This window comes from Bacillus sp. PPSBB_2 (assembly GCF_045291115.1).
Lineage (GTDB): Bacteria > Bacillota > Bacilli > Bacillales > Bacillaceae_G > Bacillus_A > Bacillus_A cereus.
Genome location: NZ_CP147983.1, coordinates 1,170,594 through 1,193,401, shown reverse-complemented (window position 1 = coordinate 1,193,401; position 22,808 = coordinate 1,170,594). Strand labels below are relative to the sequence as shown.

Sequence of the window (22,808 nt, the reverse complement as noted above, 5' to 3'; positions counted from 1 at the left end):
ACCCCACCTTTCACTTACATAACGAACGTTAGTTTGCTACTATAATTGTATTATAGGACACGAAAAAAGACAAACTGAGTTGTTTGCCTTTTTCTATACTTCTATCTATTATATCAACCTTTTGAAAAATTCGTTTGCACCTCTTGAATTGGCCAATATCGCAAATCAACTTTACCGACGACTGTATCAGCTTTTACAAAGCCAAAGTGTCTACTATCCCAGCTCCCGAGCCGGTTATCACCTACTACAAAAATAAACCCAGGTGGCACCAGTTTTTCTTTCGTTAACTCTTCTAATGTAAAGTCGCCTGTTAGTTGCCTTCCGTTTATCTCTTTCTTATACTTCTCTAAATACGGCTCATCAATAAATTGACCGTTTATATATAACTTATCCTGCTTATATTCAATATGATCTCCAGGTAAACCGATAATCCGCTTTACATAGTCCTCTTTTTTATTCGCATGAAATACCACAACGTCAAATCTGTTCAAGTCCCCAACTTGATAACTCACCTTATTTACAACTAGCATATTGCCATCTTGCAATGTCGGCATCATTGACTTCCCCTCTACAACATACGTTGAAAAGAAAAACGTTCGAAAAAATACAGCTAATAATACACCAATTAAAATTGTTCGTATCCACTCCATGCCTTCTTTTTTCAAAGTTTTCTTCATCTGCTTCTCCCCTTATTCTTTAATACTGAAGCTTTCCTTTACAAAGAAGACTATTCTTAATGTAGTTCTAACTTTACTTCGATTTTCTTACCGACATACCATAAAATAAAAATACCAATCGCTACAATAACTGATTTCACCGGATTATGAATAAATGACATTAAATCATGACCGATATACGTTAAAATAAAAATCATCACAAGTTTTCCGAATGCTAACGCTAGACCAAACTGTTTTACACTAATTCGGGATAAACCAGCGACAACATTTATGAGCGCTGACGGTGTAAACGGAAAACAAAATATAACAAAAATCGGTGCGAATCCTTTCCTTTCAATCCACCCCATTGCTTTTCGTACTCTCTCATGCTTATTTACAAACGAAAAGAAACGACTGCGACCAAAATGGCGGATGATGAAAAAGACAAGTAATGCACCCATTACTGATCCAAGCCATGAATAAAGAAAACCGAGCCAAAAGCCAAATGCAACAGCATTCGCCAGTACAAATACGATAAGCGGTAATGCTGGAATCAACGCCTCTATCATCGGTAAACCAATACCAAGAAGTGGTCCGAACGCTTTATAACTCTCAACAATATGATCCATATTTTCTGGTGAAAAATACTCTTTGATTGTCTGAAAATCCATTCTACACTTTACCCCTTTACTCTAAATACTATCCCTACTGTATCATTGCTTATATGAAAGAGGAAATGGTAGATACGACATATGGAGATGTATTTATTAAAGTTTCCATATCTTTCATAAGAATTCCTTCATTATTTAGCTATGATAATCTATCAATATTTGACAAAATATTACATATTAATAACACCATATCCAACAATATCCTTATAGCCCTTCAAAAATAGTATATTACAAATAATTTATTTAAATATAAAAAAATAGTATTTTTTACATTTTTTATTAAAATAACAACACAAATCTGATATACTAAATATCGAAATATATTTATTTTATGTTTTTAGGAGGAAATACTTTGAAAGACACAGTAAAATTATTAAAATGGGTTACTGGTGCCTTAGAGGCTTTACTGGGAATACCTGTACTCGGAGGAACTATTGTTGTTTCTTTACTTTGGTTACCACTTCTTTTCATGCTAGTATTACATATCGTCACTTTAGTATTGGCTAAAAAAGCTAATATGAGTGCTAACGGTAATGTGCTAGGAATTGTAACTTCTTGCCTTGCATGGATTCCGTTTGTAGGAATGATTTTGCATATTTTATCAGCTATCTTCATTATGATGGATGCTGCCCGTAAGGAAGAAACTTATTAATATTTAAATAGCAAAAAAGCTGTCCTAGAATGCCGCTTAAAGCAACATTCTAGAGGCAGCTTTTTCTATATTACACTTCTTCTTCTCTAACAACATACACACTCTCATAAGCGGGTCTTAATGTTGATTCCTCTTTTTTATCGACCTCTTTAAAACAAGGATTTCCTTGTTTTTTCCTACGATCTTCATATTCAGTACGTAATTTCGCTGTACGATTTTGTTGATTTTCAAAACTAGTTTTTGATATCTCTAATTTCACAGCAAAGCCATTTATAAATCTAATAATAAGATTTCCATCTTTTAATTCTTTATTACTTTCAATATAAAAATGAGACAACCACGCGCACTCTTTTCTAGAGTAAGAATAGGTAGGGAAAAAATAAAGTTGATCTGCTGGACTAATCGCAATCGGTGCTTTATGTGTAATATGAGTTAACTCTTTCGTTCCTTCTTTTCTGCCTAAGAAACTAGAGCCATGCTTGCGGCAACTTCTTTCTATAATATCTAGAGGTTTTTGAAATACGAAAAAAGAATCATTCATTTCAACGACTCGCGTAACAATTTTCTTTTCACTTAGAATAACAGGAAGTAAGGCCATCGTATTTTTCGTTACAACATAATTTTCGACATAGCGTTCCACTTTACTTTCCATACTCCATTATCTCCTTTTTTCCATTTATATTAGCAGCTGCATATATAATTTTAGCATCTATGAAAAGGAAATAGCTTACAAGTTCCGCTTTTTTACAATTTTTTATCATTTATCAAACATTTGTTAAATAAAAAAATCACGATATAGTAATGATTTAATTTTAAAGTTATAAAAACAGCATTTATACTACCTATAAATATTTATTATCCCTTCCTATTTTCACATCATGAAAACAATTAACTTTGCTATAATTAAAATGTAAATCCAATATATGGAGGGCCACTATGGAAGAAAAAGAGATCCAACCATCGATTCAAATGAAAAATAGTAGCGTCATTATCGTGAAAAACTCAGCTAGTATTATATTCGGTTTATTTTTCATTCTGCTATTCTTTGCCAAACCGTTTCGTAAATCAAAATGTCCAGAATGTAAAAAACGTGAGAAGAAAAAATCAGGACAAGAACAATAAAAGGCCTTCCTTTATGGAATGCCTTTTTACATTCGTAGTATCATTTTATTTATTCTTCTTCCCCCTAAAAAACGACTATATTTTCTTCCAAGGTTCTCTACATCTTTTTTGATTTGTAATATGATCCTTATATAAAACATGAGAAAGAGTATTACTTGTTACCCGCTTTTAATTTTTATTAAACACTTCAAATTTGTACATCTTTATCCATCACTAACAATTCGTTAATTAGTTAACTTTGTAATATAAGTTTTGTATATAATGTCATTCAAAAACACAATATATATAAGTAGCTATTTATAATTACATTGCTTTTTATCGAATTCTAAAAAGGAGTTGTATACTATGGATAAAGAAAATCCATTAAATCAGCAGGTTAATAGCATTCCCTCAGATGCTCTGAATACCCCTAGTAAGGAACAAGAACAACTGTTAGAAACATCATCTCAAAACGTACAAAATTCCAACAACAATGCTAACAAAAAAGATGTTACTCAAGGTCTATCTGGAAAAGATTCCCCTATTTCAATAGAGAATACAAATTTATAGTTATTTACTATCATACGCAGCAAATGCTCTTGCTGAACTAATTCTTCTACAGAAACTAATACGCATTCCAGATAATTTTTCACCCGTTGTAACATAGAAAAAGAGATTTAGATATAAAAACAGGCTCTGAAAAAACTTTCCCCACAACAAAAAAAGGATGGCATTAGCCATCCTTTTTTCCATCATCAACTATAAAATTATAGTTTGATTACGTTTTTAGCTTGAGGTCCACGGTTACCGTCTTCGATTTCGAAGCTAACTTTTTGACCTTCTTCTAAAGATTTGAAACCGTCAGTTTCGATTGCTGAGAAGTGTACGAATACGTCGTTTTCGCCTGGAACTTCGATGAAACCGAAGCCTTTTTCGTTGTTAAACCATTTTACTTGTCCTGTTACTGCCATAATTATTTCCTCCTAAGAAAATACAAATTTTTAATTTTTTAGTCTTCCTGTCTAAAAAAAGAATCCACACATTATCAAATACGAAACATAAACTAGTTCTCACATACTTTTTCTCGTTCGTTTCCAGCACTTGATAACATATGGATTGCTTAATTTAACTATTCAACTGACATCATCATAGCACATTAAAATAAAATGTACAATCTTTTTCGAAAATAGAATTTCTAATTTTTAGTATTTCTTATAAAATATACTTATCTCTATTCTAAATAAGGGGAAGTTTATGACCAATAAAATTTCTAGAAAAACATTAAAAAGAATTGAAGAGGATATTGAAAATAATAATCTTGGAAAAGCAAGAGATAGATTGCATGGCCTTATCTTTACATACCCAAATGAATTACATCTTCGAAAACAACTCGGAGATATTTATTATAAATTACAATATCCAGAAATGGCTGGACGTTACTGGTATCTAGAGGAGCATAAAACAGACATTATGCATGAATCATGTTTATTATTTGAAAAATCAATGGAAAATAGTCCTCATCATATTGCACGTGCTTTAAAGTTTAAAGGCGATTCTAACCATATAAAAAGTTTGTATAAAGAGCAACCTTTATCTTCAGTGCAGAAGAAAGTAGCAGAAGAGTTAATTTATGAGTATAAAGAAACATGGCAAGATAAGCTAGTCCCTTTTGGCTGTCTAGCATTGCTTGCTTCCCTTCTCTTTTCTGCCATTGTTGGTCTATTCACTATTTGGAATTGGATTTTTTAATTATAGGGGGAATTTTTACATGTCAAACTACGATAACGAAGAAAAGCTAACAGGCGGAAACGTTTCGAACGTATATCGTTCTAAAAATACTGTTCGTCGAGAGTTAAAGCCAGATAGTGCAAAGATCCATAAGCTATTACAACACTTAGAAAACAAGGGATTTCATCATGCGCCAAAGTTTTTAGGTGTAGATGAAAAAGATAGAGAGATTTTATCCTTTATTGAAGGAGAAGCTGGCAATTATCCTTTAAAAGAATATATGCGATCTAATGATGTATTAAAAGAAATCGCAATGATGCTCCGCCTTTACCATGATGCTGTAAGTGATTTTCCTTTATTAGATGATTGGAAACCGATGGATCATACGCCAAATAACATTGAGGTTTTATGCCATAATGATTTTGCCATATATAACATTATTTTTAATAATGAGAAGCCAGTAGGGATTATTGATTTCGATGTTGCTGCTCCTGGCCCAAGACTATGGGATATCGCTTATACACTTTATACTTGTGTGCCTTTAAGTAGAGTATATTATACAGAATCCGGTGAAGCCGTTCATTATGATTCACCGCAACATGCAGATCGTATTAAAGAGAGAGTCAAATTGTTCGTTCAGTCCTATGGTAAAAATATGGATGAAGATTACTTAGGAATGGTGTTGCTTCGATTAGAAGGGTTATGTACATATATGAAACGAAAAGCACAAGAAGGCGACTTGAATTTCCAAAGAATGATCGATGAAGGACATCTAGAGCATTATGAGAAAGATATAAAGTTTATTCGTGATCATAGGGCTGAGTGGAGTTGATTTAGTAATAAAGAAAAGGGAGTATCGTTTTTTGCCGACAACTCCATCTCTCTTTTCGAATCGTTTAGAAAATAACAAGGGGCACCTTTCAAAAAAGGTGCCCCTTCCTTTTATTTCGTAAACTGTGCTTCTTCCGTAGATCCTTTTAACGCTGTCGTTGATGAAGTTCCGCCTGTAATCACTTGTGCTACTTCATCAAAGTAACCTGTTCCTACTTCGCGTTGATGACGTGTTGCAGAGTAGCCATGTTTTTCAGCTGCGAATTCTGCTTGTTGTAGTTCAGAGTATGCTGCCATGCCGCGCTCTTTATAGCCACGTGCTAGTTCAAACATACCGTAATTTAATGAATGGAATCCAGCAAGTGTTACGAATTGGAACTTGTAACCGTAAGATGCGATTTCCTTTTGGAAGCTTGCAATTGTTTTTTCATCTAGTTTTTGTTTCCAGTTGAATGAAGGTGAGCAGTTATATGCAAGTAGCTTCCCTGGATGCTCCTTATGAATTGCGTCCGCAAATCGTTTTGCATCTTCTAAATTTGGTTCTGAAGTTTCACACCAAACGAGGTCTGCGTACGGTGCATACGCTAAACCGCGCGCAATTGCTTGATCAAGACCTGCATTCGTACGGTAAAATCCTTCTGGTGTTCTTTCTCCTGTAATAAATGCTTTATCAACAGGATCGATATCGCTCGTAATTAAATCAGCTGCATCCGCATCTGTTCTTGCAACGATAATTGTCGGCACTCCCATTACATCTGCTGCAAGGCGTGCAGAAATTAAATTGCGTACTGCTGTTTGCGTTGGTAGTAGTACTTTTCCACCTAAATGGCCACATTTTTTCTCTGAAGATAATTGATCTTCAAAATGCACACCTGATGCACCTGCTTCAATCATACCTTTCATCAGTTCGAATACATTTAATTGCCCACCAAATCCAGCTTCTGCATCTGCTACAATCGGTACGAAATAGTCTGTATCATCGCTTCCTTCCATATGCTGAATTTGGTCCGCACGTTGAAGCGTTTGATTAATTCGTTTTACTACAGCAGGTACGCTGTTCGCTGGATATAAACTTTGGTCTGGATACATATGTCCAGAAAGGTTTGCATCAGCTGCTACTTGCCAACCACTTAAGTAAATCGCTTTTAACCCAGCTTTTACTTGTTGCATCGCTTGGTTTCCTGTTAATGCGCCAAGTGCGTTAATATAGTCTTCTGTATGAAGCGATGTCCAAAGCTTCTCAGCACCGCGACGCGCTAACGTATGTTCAATGTCAATTGACCCGCGCAGGCGAATTACATCTTCTGCCGAATATGGACGTGTGATCCCTTTCCAACGCTCATCTAATTCCCAGCTTTCTTGCAACTTCTCGATTCTTTCGTTTTTCATTTGTTCCATCCCCTTTTCGTTTTTTATAAAATTTCATAACCCGGTAATGTTAAAAATGGTACGAATTCATCATTTCGAACGAGATTTGTAAACAACGTTGTCGCCTCTTGGAATCTCCCTTTCTTAAAGGCTTCCTTACCAATCTCTCTTTCTATTTTTGCTAATTCTTCTTCTTTTAGCTCTTCCATTAATTCAAGCGTAATATTACGACCATCATTTAGTTTTCCACCTTCATGACGAATCCATTGCCATACTTGTGCTCTTGAAATTTCAGCTGTTGCCGCATCTTCCATTAAGTTATAAATGGGTGCTGCTCCCCGTCCGCTTAACCAAGATGCAATATATTGAATACCTACGCTAATATTCATGCGAAGGCCCTCTTCTGTAATCGTTCCCACCGGTACCTCTAGTAAATCGTTTTCTGTTACACATATTTCTTCACGTTTTCTAAAAATTTGATTTGGTGTTTTCATAATGTGATTAAACACTTCCATTGCAACCGGTACAAGTCCAGGGTGGGCGACCCAAGTCCCGTCATGACCGTCTAAAGCTTCGCGTTCCTTATCAGCACGCACTTTTTCAAAAGCTGCTTCATTTGCTTCTGGATTATTTTTAATCGGAATTTGTGCCGCCATTCCTCCAATTGCTGGTGCATTACGGCGGTGACATGTTTGAATTACTTTCAAAGAATACGAACGCATAAATGGCGCCGTCATCGTGACTTGTGCTCTATCTGGTAGTAAGAATTTATTATGATTACGGAAACTCTTTAAAAAGCTAAAAATATAATCCCATCTTCCGCAATTTAAGCCAGCAGAATGATCTTTTAGCTCATATAAAATTTCATCCATTTCAAACGAAGCGTGAATCGTTTCCAGTAACACAGTTGCTTTAATCGTTCCATTTGGAATGCCGATATATTTTTGAGCAAATACGAATACATCATTCCATAATCTCGCTTCTAAATAACTTTCCATTTTCGGTAAGTAAAAGTATGGGCCGCTCCCTTTTGCTAAAAGAGCTTTCGCATTATGGAAAAAATACAAGCCGAAATCTACTAAGCTACCCGACATATTCTTCCCATCAACTTGCATATGCTTTTCCTCTAAATGCCATCCTCTTGGACGTACAATGAGTACAGCTGTTTTCTCATTTAATCTATATTCTTTCCCTTTATCATTTTTATGTGAAATCGTTCCCTTTACTGCATCTCGTAAATTGATTTGACCTTCAACTGCGTTTTCCCAAGTTGGTGCATTCGAATCTTCAAAATCCGCCATAAAAAGATGCGCTCCTGAATTTAAAGCGTTAATGACCATCTTTCTATCTACCGGTCCAGTAATCTCTACGCGGCGATCCTCTAAGTCTTTTGGCAGCTTGGCAATTGTCCAATCCGCTTCACGTATGTGTTTTGTTTCTTCTAGAAACTTCGGAAACTCCCCTGCATCAATTCTCTTTTGTTTTTCTACACGTTTTTGTAAAAGTTCTATGCGGCGCTCATTAAAATTCTCATGTAGTTCCTTCAAAAAACTAAGCACCTCAGGTGTCAATATTTCGTTGTACGCTGGCAACATTTCTCCGGGCAATGTAACCCGTGAAGTTTGCGTCGACATATTAGCATCCCCTTCTTAAACTGTTTTATAACAGATTTGATTTTATGTTTTATATTATATAACAAATCTTCAGAAAAGGAAGTTTTTTTTGAAAATTCATTTCATTTTTTTCAAAACGCCATTCTTTCGCGCTTTATTTCATACAAAAAAGGCCGCTGTTATACAACAACGACCTTTTTGTATTATTTTTAAATTTCACTTTGACTAGTTAAACTTTATTACTGCCCTTGTTCCATATCATGCAATATTGCTCTATGTAAAAACTGTGCGTATTGTTCTCTCGTTACCTTCATAGACGGACCGAATTTACCTTCTCCGATTCCTATTGTAATACCATTTGTTTGTACTGCACTAATTGCATTCGTTGCCCATGAATTTGCTGAAACATCATTAAAGTTATGAGATCCCTTTGCCTGTAAGTCAAAAGCATTCGTAAGAACTTGTGCCATTTCTGCACGCGTTAACGTCGCCTTCGGTCTAAAGTTTCCATTCTCGTCTCCCTGGAAAATTCCCATTTCCGTTAAAGCCAATATCTCCTCGATAAAGCTTGTTGAATTTTCATCAATATCTCCATATGGGTTTTCATATTCATCTTGTTCTTCCATATCAAACACACGGTAAATTAAAGCTGCAACTTGCTCACGTGTTACATTATCCCCAAAACCGAATATTCCATCGCCATATCCTAAAATAATTTCTTGTTCCGCTAATTCATGAATTGCCTCATATGCCCAATGCCCTTTTGGTACATCTTTAAATACAATTGTATTTGTTTTTTGCAACGGTGCACTTTCCGCTTTTACACTGTTACTCTCTGCTGAGAATAACACCCCACCCATAATTGTTAATGCTGTAGCTGTTTTTAATAATTTTTTGCTCATCAAATTATCTCCCCAATATGTATATGTTTTTTTAAAAATATACAGAATAAATGGTATAGTGACAATATATTTTTCGACACATTTCGTGACGGTTTTGTGAATCATGTTACACATCATGTCTTTTTCATCGGGTTGATTATAAAGCTTGTGTATAACCATAAAAATACATAAATGAGAATAATAATTCTTTTTTAAACAAACAAAAAAGCACAAATATTTCTATTTGTGCTTTCATATTTCACTCTACTTCCAATCCTCTTTCAAATGATAATTAATAATCGCATTATTAATAAACTGAGCATATTGTTCTCTAGGTACAGGGCGATTTAATTCATACATGTCATTCCCAGTTCCTCTCACAACATTATTAGATTGTAACGCACTAATTGCATCTTCTGCCCAGTGGCCTTTTGGAATATCTTTAAATGTATGTTTTTGTTTCGTTTCAAAATGAAATGCTCGTTTTAAAATGACAGACATTTCCGCTCTAGAGATTGGTGCTTTCGGCCTAAAATTCCCTTGGCCATCCCCTGAAAAAACACCACGTTTTGTTAACGCCAAAATTTCCTTTTTAAAAGTTGTTGTACTATCAGAAACATCTTTATATGGATTCGCTACTGGCCCTTCTTCTTTTATCTCAAGTGTTCTGTAAATAGTCCCAGCTACTTGTTCACGTGTTATAAGATCGCCAACACCATACTTCCCGTTTCCATACCCTAATATAATTTTATGATATGCTAAGTCCATAATAGCATCATATGCCCAAAATCCGTATGGAACATCTTCAAACACAATCATTTGTGGATACTCTTCTGCTTTTACAGGCGTCACATTCGTCCCTGCAAATATACCTCCTGCCATTGTCGCAATCATCATTACACCCAATATTTTTTTCTTCATTGTCCTCTCTCCCTATTTCATTCAAATAAAATGAACTTCATTGTTTCAGGAGTATTATTTTTTGGTGAATGTAAGATAAAATGTAAATCTTCTAGAAGAAATATTTCCACTACCTTTCTGCTTTATACTCCCTTCTTTCTTTTTCAAAAAGGAAGTTGTCACATCTAAGGTGTTATATACTAAAACATTCTACAATCTCTTTATAAACTCCTTTTCACTTTATAACTTCCCTTTATTGGCACCTAAAGGAGATACCTAGTGGAGGCTACTATATTCATGGTTTATATTTCAGAGGTAGCATTCCCCTTCACTGATAACTCGCTTTCGCTGAATTTTGAGGTGGAGGTCTTACTGCCCAGCAAATAGCGGGATAAAAAAATCATCCTTTTTTCTTAAAAGAGGATGATTTTTTATATTTATTAACACTCAAATATGCTACTACTTTTGAAGAGTAAATTGGGCAACTATTTGTTTTAGTTTTCCTGCTGCGTTATGCATATGTTCAATTGAAACCGAAATCTCTTGAACAGATTTTTCTTGCTGTTGAATAGACTCTTTTACCCTATCAGTTCGGTCAGATGATCTTTGGGAAATTTGAGCCATGTCTTCTGCAGAAGCCGAGATTTCCTCACTACTCGCTGCAATTTCATCTGTAGACATAGATACCGTTTGAATTTGCTCAGATACTTGTTGTACTTTTTCTGTAATTGTTCCAAATACTTTTTCTGTATGCATTACTACTTGTGTACCTGCCTGTACCTCATTATCTACCTTCCCCATCATATGTACCGTATGGTTCGTTGTTCCCATAACTTGAATAATAAGATTCTCAATTTGTTTTGCAGAATCACTAGATTGTTCTGCTAATTTCCGCACTTCATCTGCCACAATTGCAAATCCTCTACCACTTTCACCAGCACGTGCAGCCTCAATTGCGGCGTTTAATGCTAATAAGTTAATCTGGGAGGTAATACCTTGCATAACATCAATGATTTTAACAATTTCTTCTGATTGTTCTTTCATAGTCTCTACTTGTTTCACACCACTATGTACCGAATTTTGGATTGTATCCATCTGTTGAATCATTTGTTTCATTAATTTGTTACCATTCTCTGCATCTAATGCTGATTGAGCAGATAATTCATTTACAGAGGACGATGTATTGACTATACTCTGCATTCCTTGTGTCAACTCTTCCATCGCACCCGCAGTTTGTTCCATTGCTTGCATTTGACTCTCTGCACCATTTGCAACTTCTTCAATATCCATAGTGATTTTCTTTGCTGCACTACTAGATACTTCTGATGCAGATACTACTCCGTCTGCATGTTGAAATAAAAGCTGAATATTATTCTCTACTTCTTGCATATTTGTTCTTAGCCCTGCAATCATCTCGTTAAAATTACTTACTAATACACCTAATTCATCTTTAGCATTATAATCACCATGTACGGTTAAATCTCCTTCTTTCGCTCTTTCCATCATACGACTAACCGTTTGTAAAGGAGCAACTATAAGCTTGCTAATAATATAACTTACTATACATATAACGATTGTAGTAACTACTACAAGAATGATAAAGGTAATAACGGAACGATCAATCATTTTTTGAGAATCTTTAAATACTTGGTCAGCTAAATTTGAAACATACGATTCTAGATCCACTGCATAACCAGCTAACTCTATTCCCTTCGGTTTTAATTCCTTCTGAAATTCATTTACCATTTGTGGCTCGTTTGTTGCCTTTGCCTTTTCAAATAATTTTTTATATGTATCTTTATAACTTGGCAAAGATTTCTTCATCTTCTGAAACAGTTCATCCTCTTGCTTACTTAAATTAAAACCATCATCATATTCTTTTAATAAAGAATCATATTTTTTAAGATCCTTTTCAATATTATCAATTATTCCCTCTTTATTTGCCACTTCATTTTGTGATACCGTAATTAATTCTAGTAGGTTATATTCTAGTGAATTTTGTGTGCGAAGCATTCCTTCTAATAAAATTGCAGAATATTGATAATCATCTACTACAACCTCTGTATCATGCTTAATCTTATTAATAGAACTAATTGCTACACTGCTTATAATTACCATACCTAAAACTGCTAATGAAATAAGCGACAATAATTTATATTTCACTTTTAAATTTTGTAAAAAATACATTTTTTCACCTTTATTCCTTTATATATAGATTTTTAGAATTTTATAGCTTATTATTTACAAAATCGCAATAAAAAGCAATGATAAATATTCCCAATATGAAACTTATATCTCTATAAAAAAAAGTAGCATAATAGCTACTCCTTTTTTCTTTGTTTCTCATATTGTTCAAACGTATGAATTCTTTCAAAAATTGGTGGGTGCGTGTATAAGAAAAATTTTACTAACGCAGGCGGATTTACTTGGCTTAAACTTGTTTTTGATAAATATTGAAAAGTTTTCACACCAGATTTCCCATCCTTCGTCATATTTAAAGCATATTGATCTGCCGCTCTTTCTTCTATACGTGAAACGTAGTTTGTTGCTGGTTGTGCTGCAAAAGAGAGGACAGAAGAAATTAAGAAAAATAAAGGTAAAATGGAGAAACATGCTACTTTTGAAATTTGCAATGTATCTCCCCATTTGCGAATACACATATTTATAATACGACTAATTAAAAACATACCTATAAACGATAGCAATACATAACTTGCAACGCCAAAATATATATGTTTCATAACATAATGCCCCATTTCATGGGCCATGATAAATAAAATCTCTTTATCTTTTAACTGCTTAAGTGTTGTATCCCACATTACAATACGGGCGTTAGGGCCAATTCCTGTTACGTAAGCATTTAATGCATTCGTTTTTTCTGACATATTTACTTCATATACGTGTTTAGCAGGAATGTCCGCTTTGTCTGCTATCGCTAAAATTTTCGTTTCTAATTCTTTATTTTTCAGCGTCGAGAAGTCGTTATACAGTGGATCAATAACGACAGGCTGTATGAATGTTAAAAAGATTGTAAATGGAACAGAGAGCGCCCATCCTGCGAGCCACCATCTCTTCGGAAATTTACGGATAAGCCATAATAGAACGGTAACTACGATTAACATAGTCGCATAACTTTCCCAAAAACCGATAACATGATCTTTTATCCAGCTTTGTGTACTTTGTGTTGAAATGCCGTAATCAACGGACACTTTCCGGCCAATCCATTGCATCGGTAAGGCAAGCACTGTTGTCAGTAATGATAAATAAAAGAAATAAATCGCAACTTGCAAAACACTTATTTTAGTCGTTTCCTTCGACCATTTCTCAAACTTTCTTGAAATACCTAGCACAAGTACAAATAATAAAATAATCCATTCAAGAGGCGTCGCTAAAAAGTATAGTAAATTTTTCACGCGCGAATAATCTTGGCTTAGCGTAAGCTCTCTCGTACTCATAAACGTTTCTGGATCTGCACTCGTTCCCTTATACATGTCCGGAATAAGTTCATGATTCCATCCAAATAAATACCAATATATAAGTAACGCAAATCCAACGTACAAAAAAAGCGACCAACCGATAACCTTCCTCACGCTATTCCCTCCTCTATGCTGCCTGTCTATTATTATTGTAAGTTCGTACACGCTAAATTAGAACAAGCTTATTATGTGAATTGCTCTGGATCTTTTTATTTACATAAAAAAACTCTTCTACATAAGAAGAGTTTTACCTATCTTTAAACACTTTCTTCGGTTCACAATCCGTAATAAGGATCACACTTACAAACCAACACGTACCCTACTTGCTTTTTAGATAAAATAAAAAGCCTCTTTAAGGAAGTACATCTATTAATAAACTAAAATCTTGTAAAGAGAAAGAACTATATTTCATAATACCTTGTACAGCTAAAAGTAAAACAAGACCGATCACACACATATAGTTAACGCTTTCTTCATTCTTTTTTTCAGTAACCACTCCACCACTTATACATAAAATCCCTAGCAAATGGAGCGCTAAATACATGAAAAAATAAGCTTCCTCCCAGCGCAAAATAACATTCACTGTCGTTATTAACACTAGACTAAGTAAAATCAAATAAAAAAACTTATTTGATGATATCGTTTCATTCATATAATTTTATACATCCCTTTCAAATTTCGAATTAATGATGTTTCAAAGCTATAAAGTAAATGATTGTTTTTATACCATAAAACAAAAGGAAAGCCACCATTACTTTCTCGAATACTTTATGAATCCACATATACTTCTCTTCATTCTTTCTGAAGATGCGCTTCATCATTTCTTCTACAATTAGACCAAATATTAGTAAAACCCCGAACACAATAAGAAGAGAAATAATATTTTCTTTTAAATGAGTACTAGAAAATAAGTAATACTCTGAAAACACAATCGTATCTACTACAGGTTGAAGCCAATGACAAACGCTTTTATCACACATATCTGTAATAGACGTAGAATCTATAATGTCTTTTAATATTTTTTCAACCGTCTTCTTCATCTTATTTACTCCCGACTACATCTGAAAAGCTCTTTTCCTGCTCTGCATATATAACCGGCACTTCTTTACTCCAATATTTGCGATTAACAAATAAAAAGATAAGTACTAAGTTTAATCCTGTTATAAAAATAATAAGTCCAGGAAAGAATGTCGTATAATTTGAGAAATCGGCAAAACTCATAATTTTTTCTCTACTTGAGGGTGTTGCAAAACTAAAATAAACATGCAATGTTATGAATCAGAAAAACTAGCTGAACATGCAATAGATAGCGATTTTGACCATACCAACGTGGCTGTTCCAACCCTTTATCTTTGAGTTTACTAAACTGTTGTTCAATTTTCCTACGTTCTTTCATCAATTGTTTACCAAAGATAGTTTGTATAAAATGAGATAATACACGACGATGTGTACTCTTATTTTGTTCACCATTCCTAGGATTGATTGGATTCATGGCAAAGATGTTACATGTTCGTGCAATTTCATAAATACGTTGACTATCGTAAGCAGCATCTGCAACGGAAAATAACACATTTTGATCTTTTATATCCTGAAGCAATACAGGAGCCATTTTGCTATCATGGACGTTCGCTGTTGTAAACGCGTAAGACAGCACAACACCTTCTGGTGTTGAACAAACATGAGCCTTATATCCTTTATACCAACCATAGCGGGTAGATTTTCCCCATTTCGCTTGTGAATCATATAAACTACTTCGTAAGGCAGTACTATCGATTAACACACAAGGAATCAGCTCTAAATTTAGTTCCTGAAGAACCTTTTCATGAATGACTGGAATACCCTTTTCACGAAACCAAGTACCTACACGTGAAAAAGTAGAAACGTGAGGAACGAAATATAAACCACAAGATACACGAAATGAAGGATATTGATGCAAAAAACGTGTTAATTTGCGTAAAGAGTCAATTTGAAATACAGTTTTCAAGAAAAAGCATTTCAGTAAGGCTTTTCTACAGATTGGTGGGCGACCTGTCACAGGCGGAACGCCTTCAATAGTTAAACTGTCTACGTATGCAAATAAAATCTGTAAAATGGATTGATTTTCATCAAATTTGGTTATCATACTAGTAAATCCGTCCTTTCTGGAGATAGTTTCGGTTACTATCATTTTTCCAGGAAAACGGATTTTTTTATGCATTCATTTTTGGATATTTATGAGTTTTGCAACACCCTCTACTTATTAGAAAAGACGCACCTATTACAAATGCATTGTTTAACATATGTATTGCAATTGGCATGAGTAAACTTTTCGTACGAATATATACGATTGACAATACGATGCTGAATATGGCTGCACCGAGGAAATCAACATGTAACAACGCAAACAATATTGCTACAACGATGGTCGCTATGCTCGTTCCCCATTTTGTTGCAAAACGTTGAAGTAAAAATCCGCGAAAAACAAATTCCCCGATAATTGGTGCGATGAATACGACCCTAATGACTTGAGATACATATCCCCCAGTACTATCTACAATTGGTTCATGCAGGGCGTTCATAATAAAGTCCGGTGTAATCCATGCAAAACTATACATATACAAAATAAGATACCCGTAACTAAACATGCATAACATAACCGTAATGTATAAAACTTGTACCAAGTTAAATGTTTCATTTTTATTAACAAATAATGAAAATGAAATGTGGTGCTTTCTATACTCATAAGAAATCCATACCATCGGAAGGATATAGAATATAAGAATATTTATAAAAGAAGAATTTTGTATATGAAATATACTTGTTAGCAAATCGCCACTACTTCTCGCTATTAAAATTAATAGTGCAAATACAATTAAAAAATATCTAGCTCGCATCACTTGAAACGGGTTCACACTCATCTCCTCCCCTATGTTACTTTTATCATATCATTTGATTCTTAATTTTTTGCGAAAGAAAACCTTAAAATTTCCTTAAAAATTCCATAAGTTACAAAATGATGATATGATATTCGAGGAAATTAGGAGGGATGTTTATGTACCAAGCAAATATTTTACTCGTTGATGATGAAACAGCAATTTTACAATTACTAACTACCATTCTTGAAAAAGAAGGCTTTTCTCATATTACAACTGCAACATCAGCTGAAATGGCTTTATCTCTAACTAAGCAAAACAATTACGATTTAATTATTTTAGATGTAATGCTTCCTGGACAATCTGGTTTTGATATTTGTCCAATCATTCGCCAACAAACAGATTGTCCAATTTTCTTCCTATCAGCAAAAGCATCTGATTTAGATAAAATATCCGGATTTTCATACGGTGCAGATGATTATATTACGAAACCATTTAATCCATTAGAAGTAGTAGCACGTATGAAAGCACAGCTTCGGAGACATATGAAACAAACCGTACCACACGAACAAAAATCACACTCGATTTCATTTGGAAGATTTGAAATTGATCAGCACTCTGCAGAACTAACAGTAGATGGGCACATTGTCGAATGCTCCGCTCAACTCTTTCAACTACTACTCTTCTTTTGCGAGAATCCGAACTACGTATTTTCGAAAGAGGAAATATACGAAAAAGTTTGGGGAGCACCTGCCTATAATGGCGATGACAACACTGTTATGGTCCACATTCGAAAACTACGTGAAAAAATTGAACATGATCCAAGTAAACCAGAATATATAAAAACCGTTCGCGGGCTTGGTTATAAGTTCGTTACAAAGTAGGGTGACGATATGAATTTTAATAAACGACTTATTATTCAATTTATCATGCAACACGTTTTTGTTTTAGTTACATTACTTATCGCTGTAGTTGCTGCTTTTACTTATTTAATTTTTCTTCTTACTAGTACTTTATACGAACCTAACATTCCGGATTCTGATAGTTTTACAATTTCAAGATACATCTCTTCAGAGGATGGGCATATTTCGTTACAATCTGAAGTGCAAGATTTAATAAAGGAGAAAAATGATTGGCTCCAAGTTGTAGATGAAAACGGAAAGATCCTCTACCACTTTAATACACCAAATGATGTTCCGGATGCTTATACGAAGACATCTTTAGTCGCATATATACAACATCATATCGAAAGCAATTATAAATTTACATATTGGGAAATTGAATTAGAAGAAAAGAAAGCACTTGTTATTTATGGTGGTATGTTAAAAAGCAATGCGTTACTGACAGCAATTCAAAAGGAGCATTCCTCTTTAACGATGGATTCGTTCGCATTAACAGATCATGAAAAACAGTTACTGTCTAAAGAAAAAGCAACACTTCAAATATTTAATCAAAATGGCGAAGAGGTTTTTTCCTATCCAACTGGAAAGAAAAAAACATTTTCAGCAATACAAATTGCCCTTAATGAAAAAGAACCGTGGAATCATAAAGAAAACACGTCTAGCTTTTACGATGCAAATAGTGGCAACCTTCTCGTTGTAACTGCAAAAAATGAGCACTACTATCCAGATGACGAAATTGAAGATGTATTTACTAAGAAGTTTCTCATCGGATGCGGATTAATCCTTCTTATCGTATTTGTTTATTTAGTCATTCTTTCTATTTGGTACGGTAATAAATTCGGGAAACCGTTATTACATGCGATGCGCTGGCTTAAAAATATCGCTGGTGGAAAGTATGAAGAACCTATTAGTAAAAAAGGAAAACCCGTCAGGTTCCGGCGATCTGGTAAAGAAAAATGGTCATTCCGTTTGTTTAGAGATGTAACAAGTTCACTAGAACACCTTTCTATTACACTCAAAAAAAATGATGCGATGAGGCAAGTCCTCCAGCAAACACGAGAAGAATGGATTACCGGTCTAACACACGACTTAAAAACACCACTTAGCTCTATATATGGCTACGCATTATTACTCGAATCGAATCAATATAACTGGACTGATCGTGATATTCAGCAATTTGGTAGTGTTATGAAAGAGAAATCTCAATATATGACGACATTAATTGATGATTTAAGCTTAACGTATCAATTAAAAAATAACAGCCTTCCTGCTCAACACGTAAACGTTGAAATCAATCAGTTCGTCCAAAAAGTATTATTGCAATTTATTAATAATCCAACACTTCAAAATCAAAATATTGAATTCGTACCGAGCTCAAATAAAATTCAATATTTCATTGAAGAAAAATGGTTCCAGCGTATTATCGAAAACTTACTAGTAAATGCTGTAAAACATAATAACGAAACAACTACTGTCATCGTAAAGTTATCACAAAACGCTAATTCCTTTACACTCTCCATTTCAGATGACGGAAAAGGAATGGATGAAAAAACGAAAGAACTTCTATTTGAACGATATTACCGCGGAACAAACACAGAAGAAAGCAACATCGGAACTGGACTTGGCCTAGCCATTACAAAACAGCTCGTTCATGCTCATAACGGGACAATTTCCGTTGATAGTGCACTCGGAAAAGGAACGACGATTATTCTTGTGTTTCCGTTTCGTTCGTAGGAAAGACGCTATGTGGCGTCTTTTTTTCTTTTCTGGGAGAGTTTTGCGGTAATTGAAATTATGCAGATCGTTTTTTTTGGGGTGTTTTAGCGGTATATGAAATTATATCGGCGATTTTTTGAATATATCGGCGCAACTCGAATTATATCAGCGATTTTTTGAATATATCAGCGCAACTCGAATTATATCAGCGATTTTCTAGATATATCGACTTACCGACAAAAACCGACAATACTAACCTGCTTCCCTACTATACAAAGTAAAAATAAAACTATTAACAAATACATTTCTAAACTGTTATACTATAAATAGAAGTATAAACTAACTAAGTTTTGCATAAAATGAAGTAGACGAGGTGCTTCCAACACCCCGTCACTGCAACTAATTACCGCAAGGTGGAAGGTTGCAACTAAAGCTTATTTGCGCTTAGAAGACTTCCCACGCTTCGCAGGCAGACGGGTGGTCTTCTTTTTGCGCTTTTTTTGCCGTTAATTTCTTAAATCCAAAAACTATACCTTCTCTAGCTATAGTTTTTGTAATTTCCAACAAAATTTGCAAAAGAAATTCCATACGATTACACCTCCTTTCTTCACAAAATGAAGAAAGGGCATAACCTTCCACCCGCAATATTTAATTGCTATTTTATTTTACCATTTTCATATGTATTACAGATAAAACAATACAAATTTAACAATCCACTTATAAAAAAAGCGAACCATCTCCCAATGATTCGCTCTTACCCTATTATTTTTTCTTCACCGGTATCCAAAGCTCTACTTGTGCAAACTCACTCTTATCTTCGTGGCAACGCTCATCGTATAATTCAAACTCTGTAACTCCGCAATGTTCATAGCCTGAATGCGGAAACCATTCTGAGAATACTGCATTCCAAGTTTGGTGGATAGACGATACCATTTCTTCATGAGGAACTTTCGGCGTTGTAAATACTGCATATGTTGCTGCCGGGAAAGTACGCTTTGCAATTTCATTTGGTACATTTTCAAAGTCTGTAACTTCCATTCCGATAATATAAGTGAAGTCTCCTGTTTCTAAATTAAAATCAGTACATAATCCAAGCTCTACCCATTGGCTCGTATCTTTACGATTCGGAATCGTCGTTCCAAGATCTTTTTGTAAATATTCTTGCCAAAATGCTGGAATATCTTGATGGTTTTTCCCTTCTTTACTTGTCGTCTTCAGTTCATAACCCGCCACTAAAAATTCTGGTTTATTTACAATACGATATTCCATTTGTATGCCTCCTAAATACGGATTTAATTTTCTTTGCTTTACATTTACTCTGTAATACATCGGTGTTTCGATTTCTTGTTTTCGATATTCACTCGGTGTCATTTGAAATAATTTTTTAAAGGCTCTCGTGAACGTTTCGTGAGATTGAAAGCCATGTTCAAACGCGATATCAATAACTTTTTCATCCGTATGAGAAAGTTGATAAGCTGCCCGGGCTAACCTCCTCTTTCGAACATACTCCATTACCGTATCACCTACTAACGCCTGAAATACACGATGAAAATGAGACTCAGAAAAACCTGCAACCCGCGCTAAATTACGCAGCGTTTGTTTTTCCATTACATCTTCCTCAATATAATCAATTGACCTTTGAATTTGTGTTTCATAGCTTTCCATCTCTGTTCACCCGCCTTATATGTATTATGATAAAAGAGAACGCAATCCAATTCTTGACGTTTTTTACTATAATTCCATAAAAAATTGTAACTTTTTTATATGTATTTCGTTGTTATGTATGAAGGGAGGGAAATGTAGTGAAACGGAAACAATCATTAGAAGAAATTTACTCAGAGCATATGCAAGATTTATTTCGCTATCTTCTCTCCCTAACCGGAGATTCCCACTATGCGGAAGATCTCATGCAAGAAACATTTTACCGAATGCTCGTCCATATTGACTATTATAAAGGAGAAGAAATTAGGCCGTGGTTATTTACAATTGCCTACAATGCCTTTATCGATTGGTATCGAAAAGAAAAAAAGTATAAAACAACTACAGTGGAAGAATTCCATTTACCAAACGTGCCAAGTACAGAACATGAATATTTCGTAAAACATGAGATTGCTAGTTGGTTAGACAGTTTATACGCTCTTCCGCTCGAAAGACGAAATGTCCTACTACTACGAGATTACTATGGATTCTCCTATAAGGAAATAGCAGAAATGACTGGTCTCTCATTAGCGAAAGTGAAAATTGAATTACACAGGGGACGGAAAGACACGAAAAGCATAAAGGAGTGATACGGATGGGTTGTACAGAATTTAAAAAACTATGGAAGAAGTATGAAAATGGAACGCTCACGCATGATGAACAAGAACTGTTAGAAAGTCATATTGAGTCATGTGAAGCGTGTGAAGCGTGTGAAGCTTACTTAGATGAGCTGTTAACAAAAACAGAACCAATTAAGAAAAAGTTACCTCCAAAAGATTTTAAAGTTCCTTTTTGGAGGATTAAGTGGAAACATCGTTTACAAACGTTTGGTTTTATATTATCAATTTGCATCGTTATCTATATAATCGGCGGGGTATTATCAGCCTTTTATTTTCAAGCTAATAATGATAAAAGGCTAGAAGAAATTAGAGAGGTTCCTTCGCTTGCACTTGAAGCAACGATCCCAAATAGCCGTGTTATGGGAGGCGGAACAAGTGTAGAAGCTTTTTTCCGTACGAATAGCCAATTTGATTTAGTACGAACCGTCGGTAAAAAAGAAATGCCCCTCGGTACAATAGAAACAAAAAGCTTCTTATCATCTGTAGATGTTACGAAGCGAACTTGGATGAATCCGTTCTATCAACCAAAACTCTTCTTTGTTCATCCAAAAACAGAGCAGGGTGATTATTTAAAGGATTCATCAAAAAAAGTATGGGATACACTTGCAAAAGTACATGATGGAACCGTTGCAGAAGTAGCAATTTCTTTTGATAAAGCTTACACTTTAAAAGAATTAGAACCGCTTTTATATAGCATATTTGAGGCACAAGAACTCCCTCCAACTCCTTTATGGTATGCTTTAGATACAGGACAAGAAAGAAAAAATGTAGATGACTATATCCTACATGGCGGAGAAGCTATAGGGTTTCCAGAACATGTAAGATTCCTCGCTAATGAAACTGACGGGCAGAAAACGCAAGAAGACAAAGTAACCGAAATGATGCGCATCCTTTCTATCCATAAAAAAACGGTAAGCAAAATAGCAGCGCTTTCTGAGAAAGAACTAAACTTAGATAAACGTTATCAATATGTAAAGGACAACGGTGTAAAAGTATACGGAATTGTTATTACTGGCCCATCGAAAGAGTTATTAAAATTACAAAACTCCCCGCACGTACGTTATGCGACTCTTGGAGATATTGAGATTTGGAATTGGTTTGATAATTAATAAAAAAGAAGTAGCGCTCTAAAAACGATGCGCT

24 protein-coding genes and 3 pseudogenes are annotated in these 22,808 nt (G+C 34.7%); 9 read left to right on the top strand and 18 right to left on the bottom strand.

Annotated elements, in window-relative coordinates; all coding sequences use genetic code 11:
- Positions 1 to 113: 113 nt before the first annotated feature.
- Together lepB and V6946_RS05825 are read right to left on the bottom strand one after the other, a co-directional pair.
- Positions 114 to 677, bottom strand: coding sequence for a signal peptidase I (gene lepB, locus V6946_RS05830; RefSeq protein WP_000751919.1), 564 nt, complete (start codon positions 675 to 677; stop codon positions 114 to 116).
- A gap of 56 nt (positions 678 to 733) precedes the next feature.
- A complete protein-coding gene (locus V6946_RS05825) occupies positions 734 to 1,327 on the bottom strand; it encodes a TVP38/TMEM64 family protein (protein ID WP_000347517.1) in 594 nt (197 codons plus the stop codon).
- 352 nt (positions 1,328 to 1,679) lie between these two features.
- Here V6946_RS05825 and V6946_RS05820 point away from each other — a divergent pair, with 352 nt between their 5' ends.
- Positions 1,680 to 1,979, top strand: coding sequence for a hypothetical protein (locus tag V6946_RS05820; protein ID WP_000655757.1), 300 nt, complete (start codon positions 1,680 to 1,682; stop codon positions 1,977 to 1,979).
- A 70-nt stretch (positions 1,980 to 2,049) separates the two neighbouring features.
- Here V6946_RS05820 and V6946_RS05815 read toward each other — a convergent pair whose 3' ends face one another.
- On the bottom strand, positions 2,050 to 2,631 hold the full coding sequence (locus tag V6946_RS05815; RefSeq protein ID WP_006924949.1) for a competence protein ComK: 582 nt from the start codon (positions 2,629 to 2,631) through the stop codon (positions 2,050 to 2,052).
- A gap of 284 nt (positions 2,632 to 2,915) precedes the next feature.
- On the opposite strand from V6946_RS05815, the gene V6946_RS05810 reads away from it, so the two are divergent.
- Positions 2,916 to 3,101, top strand: a complete 186-nt coding sequence (locus V6946_RS05810) for a hypothetical protein (protein ID WP_000391373.1) — start codon at positions 2,916 to 2,918, stop codon at positions 3,099 to 3,101.
- A gap of 345 nt (positions 3,102 to 3,446) precedes the next feature.
- The gene (locus V6946_RS05805; protein WP_000356924.1) at positions 3,447 to 3,650 is read left to right on the top strand and encodes a hypothetical protein; all 204 of its coding nucleotides are present in this window, start codon (positions 3,447 to 3,449) and stop codon (positions 3,648 to 3,650) included.
- Between the two features lie 197 nt (positions 3,651 to 3,847).
- On the opposite strand, the gene cspA is transcribed toward V6946_RS05805, so the two are convergent.
- On the bottom strand, positions 3,848 to 4,051 hold the full coding sequence (gene cspA, locus V6946_RS05800) for an RNA chaperone/antiterminator CspA (RefSeq protein ID WP_000301518.1): 204 nt from the start codon (positions 4,049 to 4,051) through the stop codon (positions 3,848 to 3,850).
- 283 nt (positions 4,052 to 4,334) lie between these two features.
- Between cspA and V6946_RS05795 the strand changes: the two genes are divergently transcribed.
- Positions 4,335 to 4,829, top strand: coding sequence for a DUF6584 family protein (locus tag V6946_RS05795; RefSeq protein WP_366982306.1), 495 nt, complete (start codon positions 4,335 to 4,337; stop codon positions 4,827 to 4,829).
- A 19-nt stretch (positions 4,830 to 4,848) separates the two neighbouring features.
- On the top strand, positions 4,849 to 5,640 hold the full coding sequence (locus V6946_RS05790) for a phosphotransferase (protein WP_366982305.1): 792 nt from the start codon (positions 4,849 to 4,851) through the stop codon (positions 5,638 to 5,640).
- A 110-nt stretch (positions 5,641 to 5,750) separates the two neighbouring features.
- On the opposite strand, the gene aceA is transcribed toward V6946_RS05790, so the two are convergent.
- The 12 genes and pseudogenes from aceA to V6946_RS05730 all read right to left on the bottom strand — a co-directional run.
- The gene (gene aceA / locus V6946_RS05785) at positions 5,751 to 7,028 is read right to left on the bottom strand and encodes an isocitrate lyase (protein WP_000787346.1); all 1,278 of its coding nucleotides are present in this window, start codon (positions 7,026 to 7,028) and stop codon (positions 5,751 to 5,753) included.
- Positions 7,029 to 7,051: 23 nt separating this feature from the next.
- Positions 7,052 to 8,641: a malate synthase A gene (aceB, locus tag V6946_RS05780; protein ID WP_033692683.1), complete on the bottom strand. Its 1,590-nt coding sequence runs from the start codon at positions 8,639 to 8,641 to the stop codon at positions 7,052 to 7,054.
- Between the two features lie 218 nt (positions 8,642 to 8,859).
- A complete protein-coding gene (locus tag V6946_RS05775) occupies positions 8,860 to 9,627 on the bottom strand; it encodes an S-layer homology domain-containing protein (protein WP_139304517.1) in 768 nt (255 codons plus the stop codon).
- A gap of 138 nt (positions 9,628 to 9,765) precedes the next feature.
- Entirely contained in the window at positions 9,766 to 10,422 is a 657-nt protein-coding gene (locus V6946_RS05770; protein ID WP_006924935.1) for an S-layer homology domain-containing protein, read from the bottom strand.
- A gap of 438 nt (positions 10,423 to 10,860) precedes the next feature.
- A complete protein-coding gene (locus tag V6946_RS05765) occupies positions 10,861 to 11,652 on the bottom strand; it encodes a methyl-accepting chemotaxis protein (RefSeq protein WP_406622347.1) in 792 nt (263 codons plus the stop codon).
- 156 nt (positions 11,653 to 11,808) lie between these two features.
- Positions 11,809 to 12,588 (bottom strand): annotated as a pseudogene (locus V6946_RS05760) (MCP four helix bundle domain-containing protein); the annotation flags it as partial.
- Between the two features lie 134 nt (positions 12,589 to 12,722).
- Positions 12,723 to 13,991 (bottom strand): M48 family metallopeptidase, encoded by a 1,269-nt coding sequence (locus V6946_RS05755; protein WP_006924931.1) that lies wholly within the window; start codon positions 13,989 to 13,991, stop codon positions 12,723 to 12,725.
- A gap of 238 nt (positions 13,992 to 14,229) precedes the next feature.
- Entirely contained in the window at positions 14,230 to 14,529 is a 300-nt protein-coding gene (locus tag V6946_RS05750) for a DUF2101 family protein (protein WP_001006050.1), read from the bottom strand.
- 31 nt (positions 14,530 to 14,560) lie between these two features.
- Positions 14,561 to 14,917 (bottom strand): hypothetical protein, encoded by a 357-nt coding sequence (locus V6946_RS05745; RefSeq protein WP_366982303.1) that lies wholly within the window; start codon positions 14,915 to 14,917, stop codon positions 14,561 to 14,563.
- A 1-nt stretch (position 14,918) separates the two neighbouring features.
- A pseudogene (locus V6946_RS05740) lies at positions 14,919 to 15,113 on the bottom strand (CPBP family intramembrane glutamate endopeptidase); the annotation flags it as partial.
- Between the two features lie 16 nt (positions 15,114 to 15,129).
- Positions 15,130 to 15,999, bottom strand: coding sequence for a transposase (locus tag V6946_RS05735; protein ID WP_325783837.1), 870 nt, complete (start codon positions 15,997 to 15,999; stop codon positions 15,130 to 15,132).
- A gap of 109 nt (positions 16,000 to 16,108) precedes the next feature.
- A pseudogene (locus tag V6946_RS05730) lies at positions 16,109 to 16,768 on the bottom strand (lysostaphin resistance A-like protein); the annotation flags it as partial.
- Positions 16,769 to 16,908: 140 nt separating this feature from the next.
- On the opposite strand from V6946_RS05730, the gene V6946_RS05725 reads away from it, so the two are divergent.
- The gene (locus tag V6946_RS05725) at positions 16,909 to 17,613 is read left to right on the top strand and encodes a response regulator transcription factor (protein ID WP_000283871.1); all 705 of its coding nucleotides are present in this window, start codon (positions 16,909 to 16,911) and stop codon (positions 17,611 to 17,613) included.
- Positions 17,614 to 17,622: 9 nt separating this feature from the next.
- Positions 17,623 to 19,365 (top strand): sensor histidine kinase KdpD, encoded by a 1,743-nt coding sequence (locus V6946_RS05720; protein WP_006916100.1) that lies wholly within the window; start codon positions 17,623 to 17,625, stop codon positions 19,363 to 19,365.
- A gap of 426 nt (positions 19,366 to 19,791) precedes the next feature.
- Here V6946_RS05720 and V6946_RS05715 read toward each other — a convergent pair whose 3' ends face one another.
- Together V6946_RS05715 and V6946_RS05710 are read right to left on the bottom strand one after the other, a co-directional pair.
- Positions 19,792 to 19,935 carry a hypothetical protein gene (locus tag V6946_RS05715; RefSeq protein ID WP_006916098.1) on the bottom strand — a complete coding sequence of 48 codons (144 nt, stop codon included), beginning with the start codon at positions 19,933 to 19,935 and terminating at the stop codon, positions 19,792 to 19,794.
- Positions 19,936 to 20,109: 174 nt separating this feature from the next.
- The gene (locus V6946_RS05710; RefSeq protein ID WP_000446855.1) at positions 20,110 to 21,012 is read right to left on the bottom strand and encodes an AraC family transcriptional regulator; all 903 of its coding nucleotides are present in this window, start codon (positions 21,010 to 21,012) and stop codon (positions 20,110 to 20,112) included.
- Between the two features lie 137 nt (positions 21,013 to 21,149).
- On the opposite strand from V6946_RS05710, the gene V6946_RS05705 reads away from it, so the two are divergent.
- A complete protein-coding gene (locus tag V6946_RS05705; protein WP_000824008.1) occupies positions 21,150 to 21,635 on the top strand; it encodes an RNA polymerase sigma factor in 486 nt (161 codons plus the stop codon).
- 5 nt (positions 21,636 to 21,640) lie between these two features.
- Positions 21,641 to 22,774, top strand: a complete 1,134-nt coding sequence (locus V6946_RS05700) for an anti-sigma factor (protein ID WP_366982314.1) — start codon at positions 21,641 to 21,643, stop codon at positions 22,772 to 22,774.
- Positions 22,775 to 22,808 lie beyond the last annotated feature (34 nt).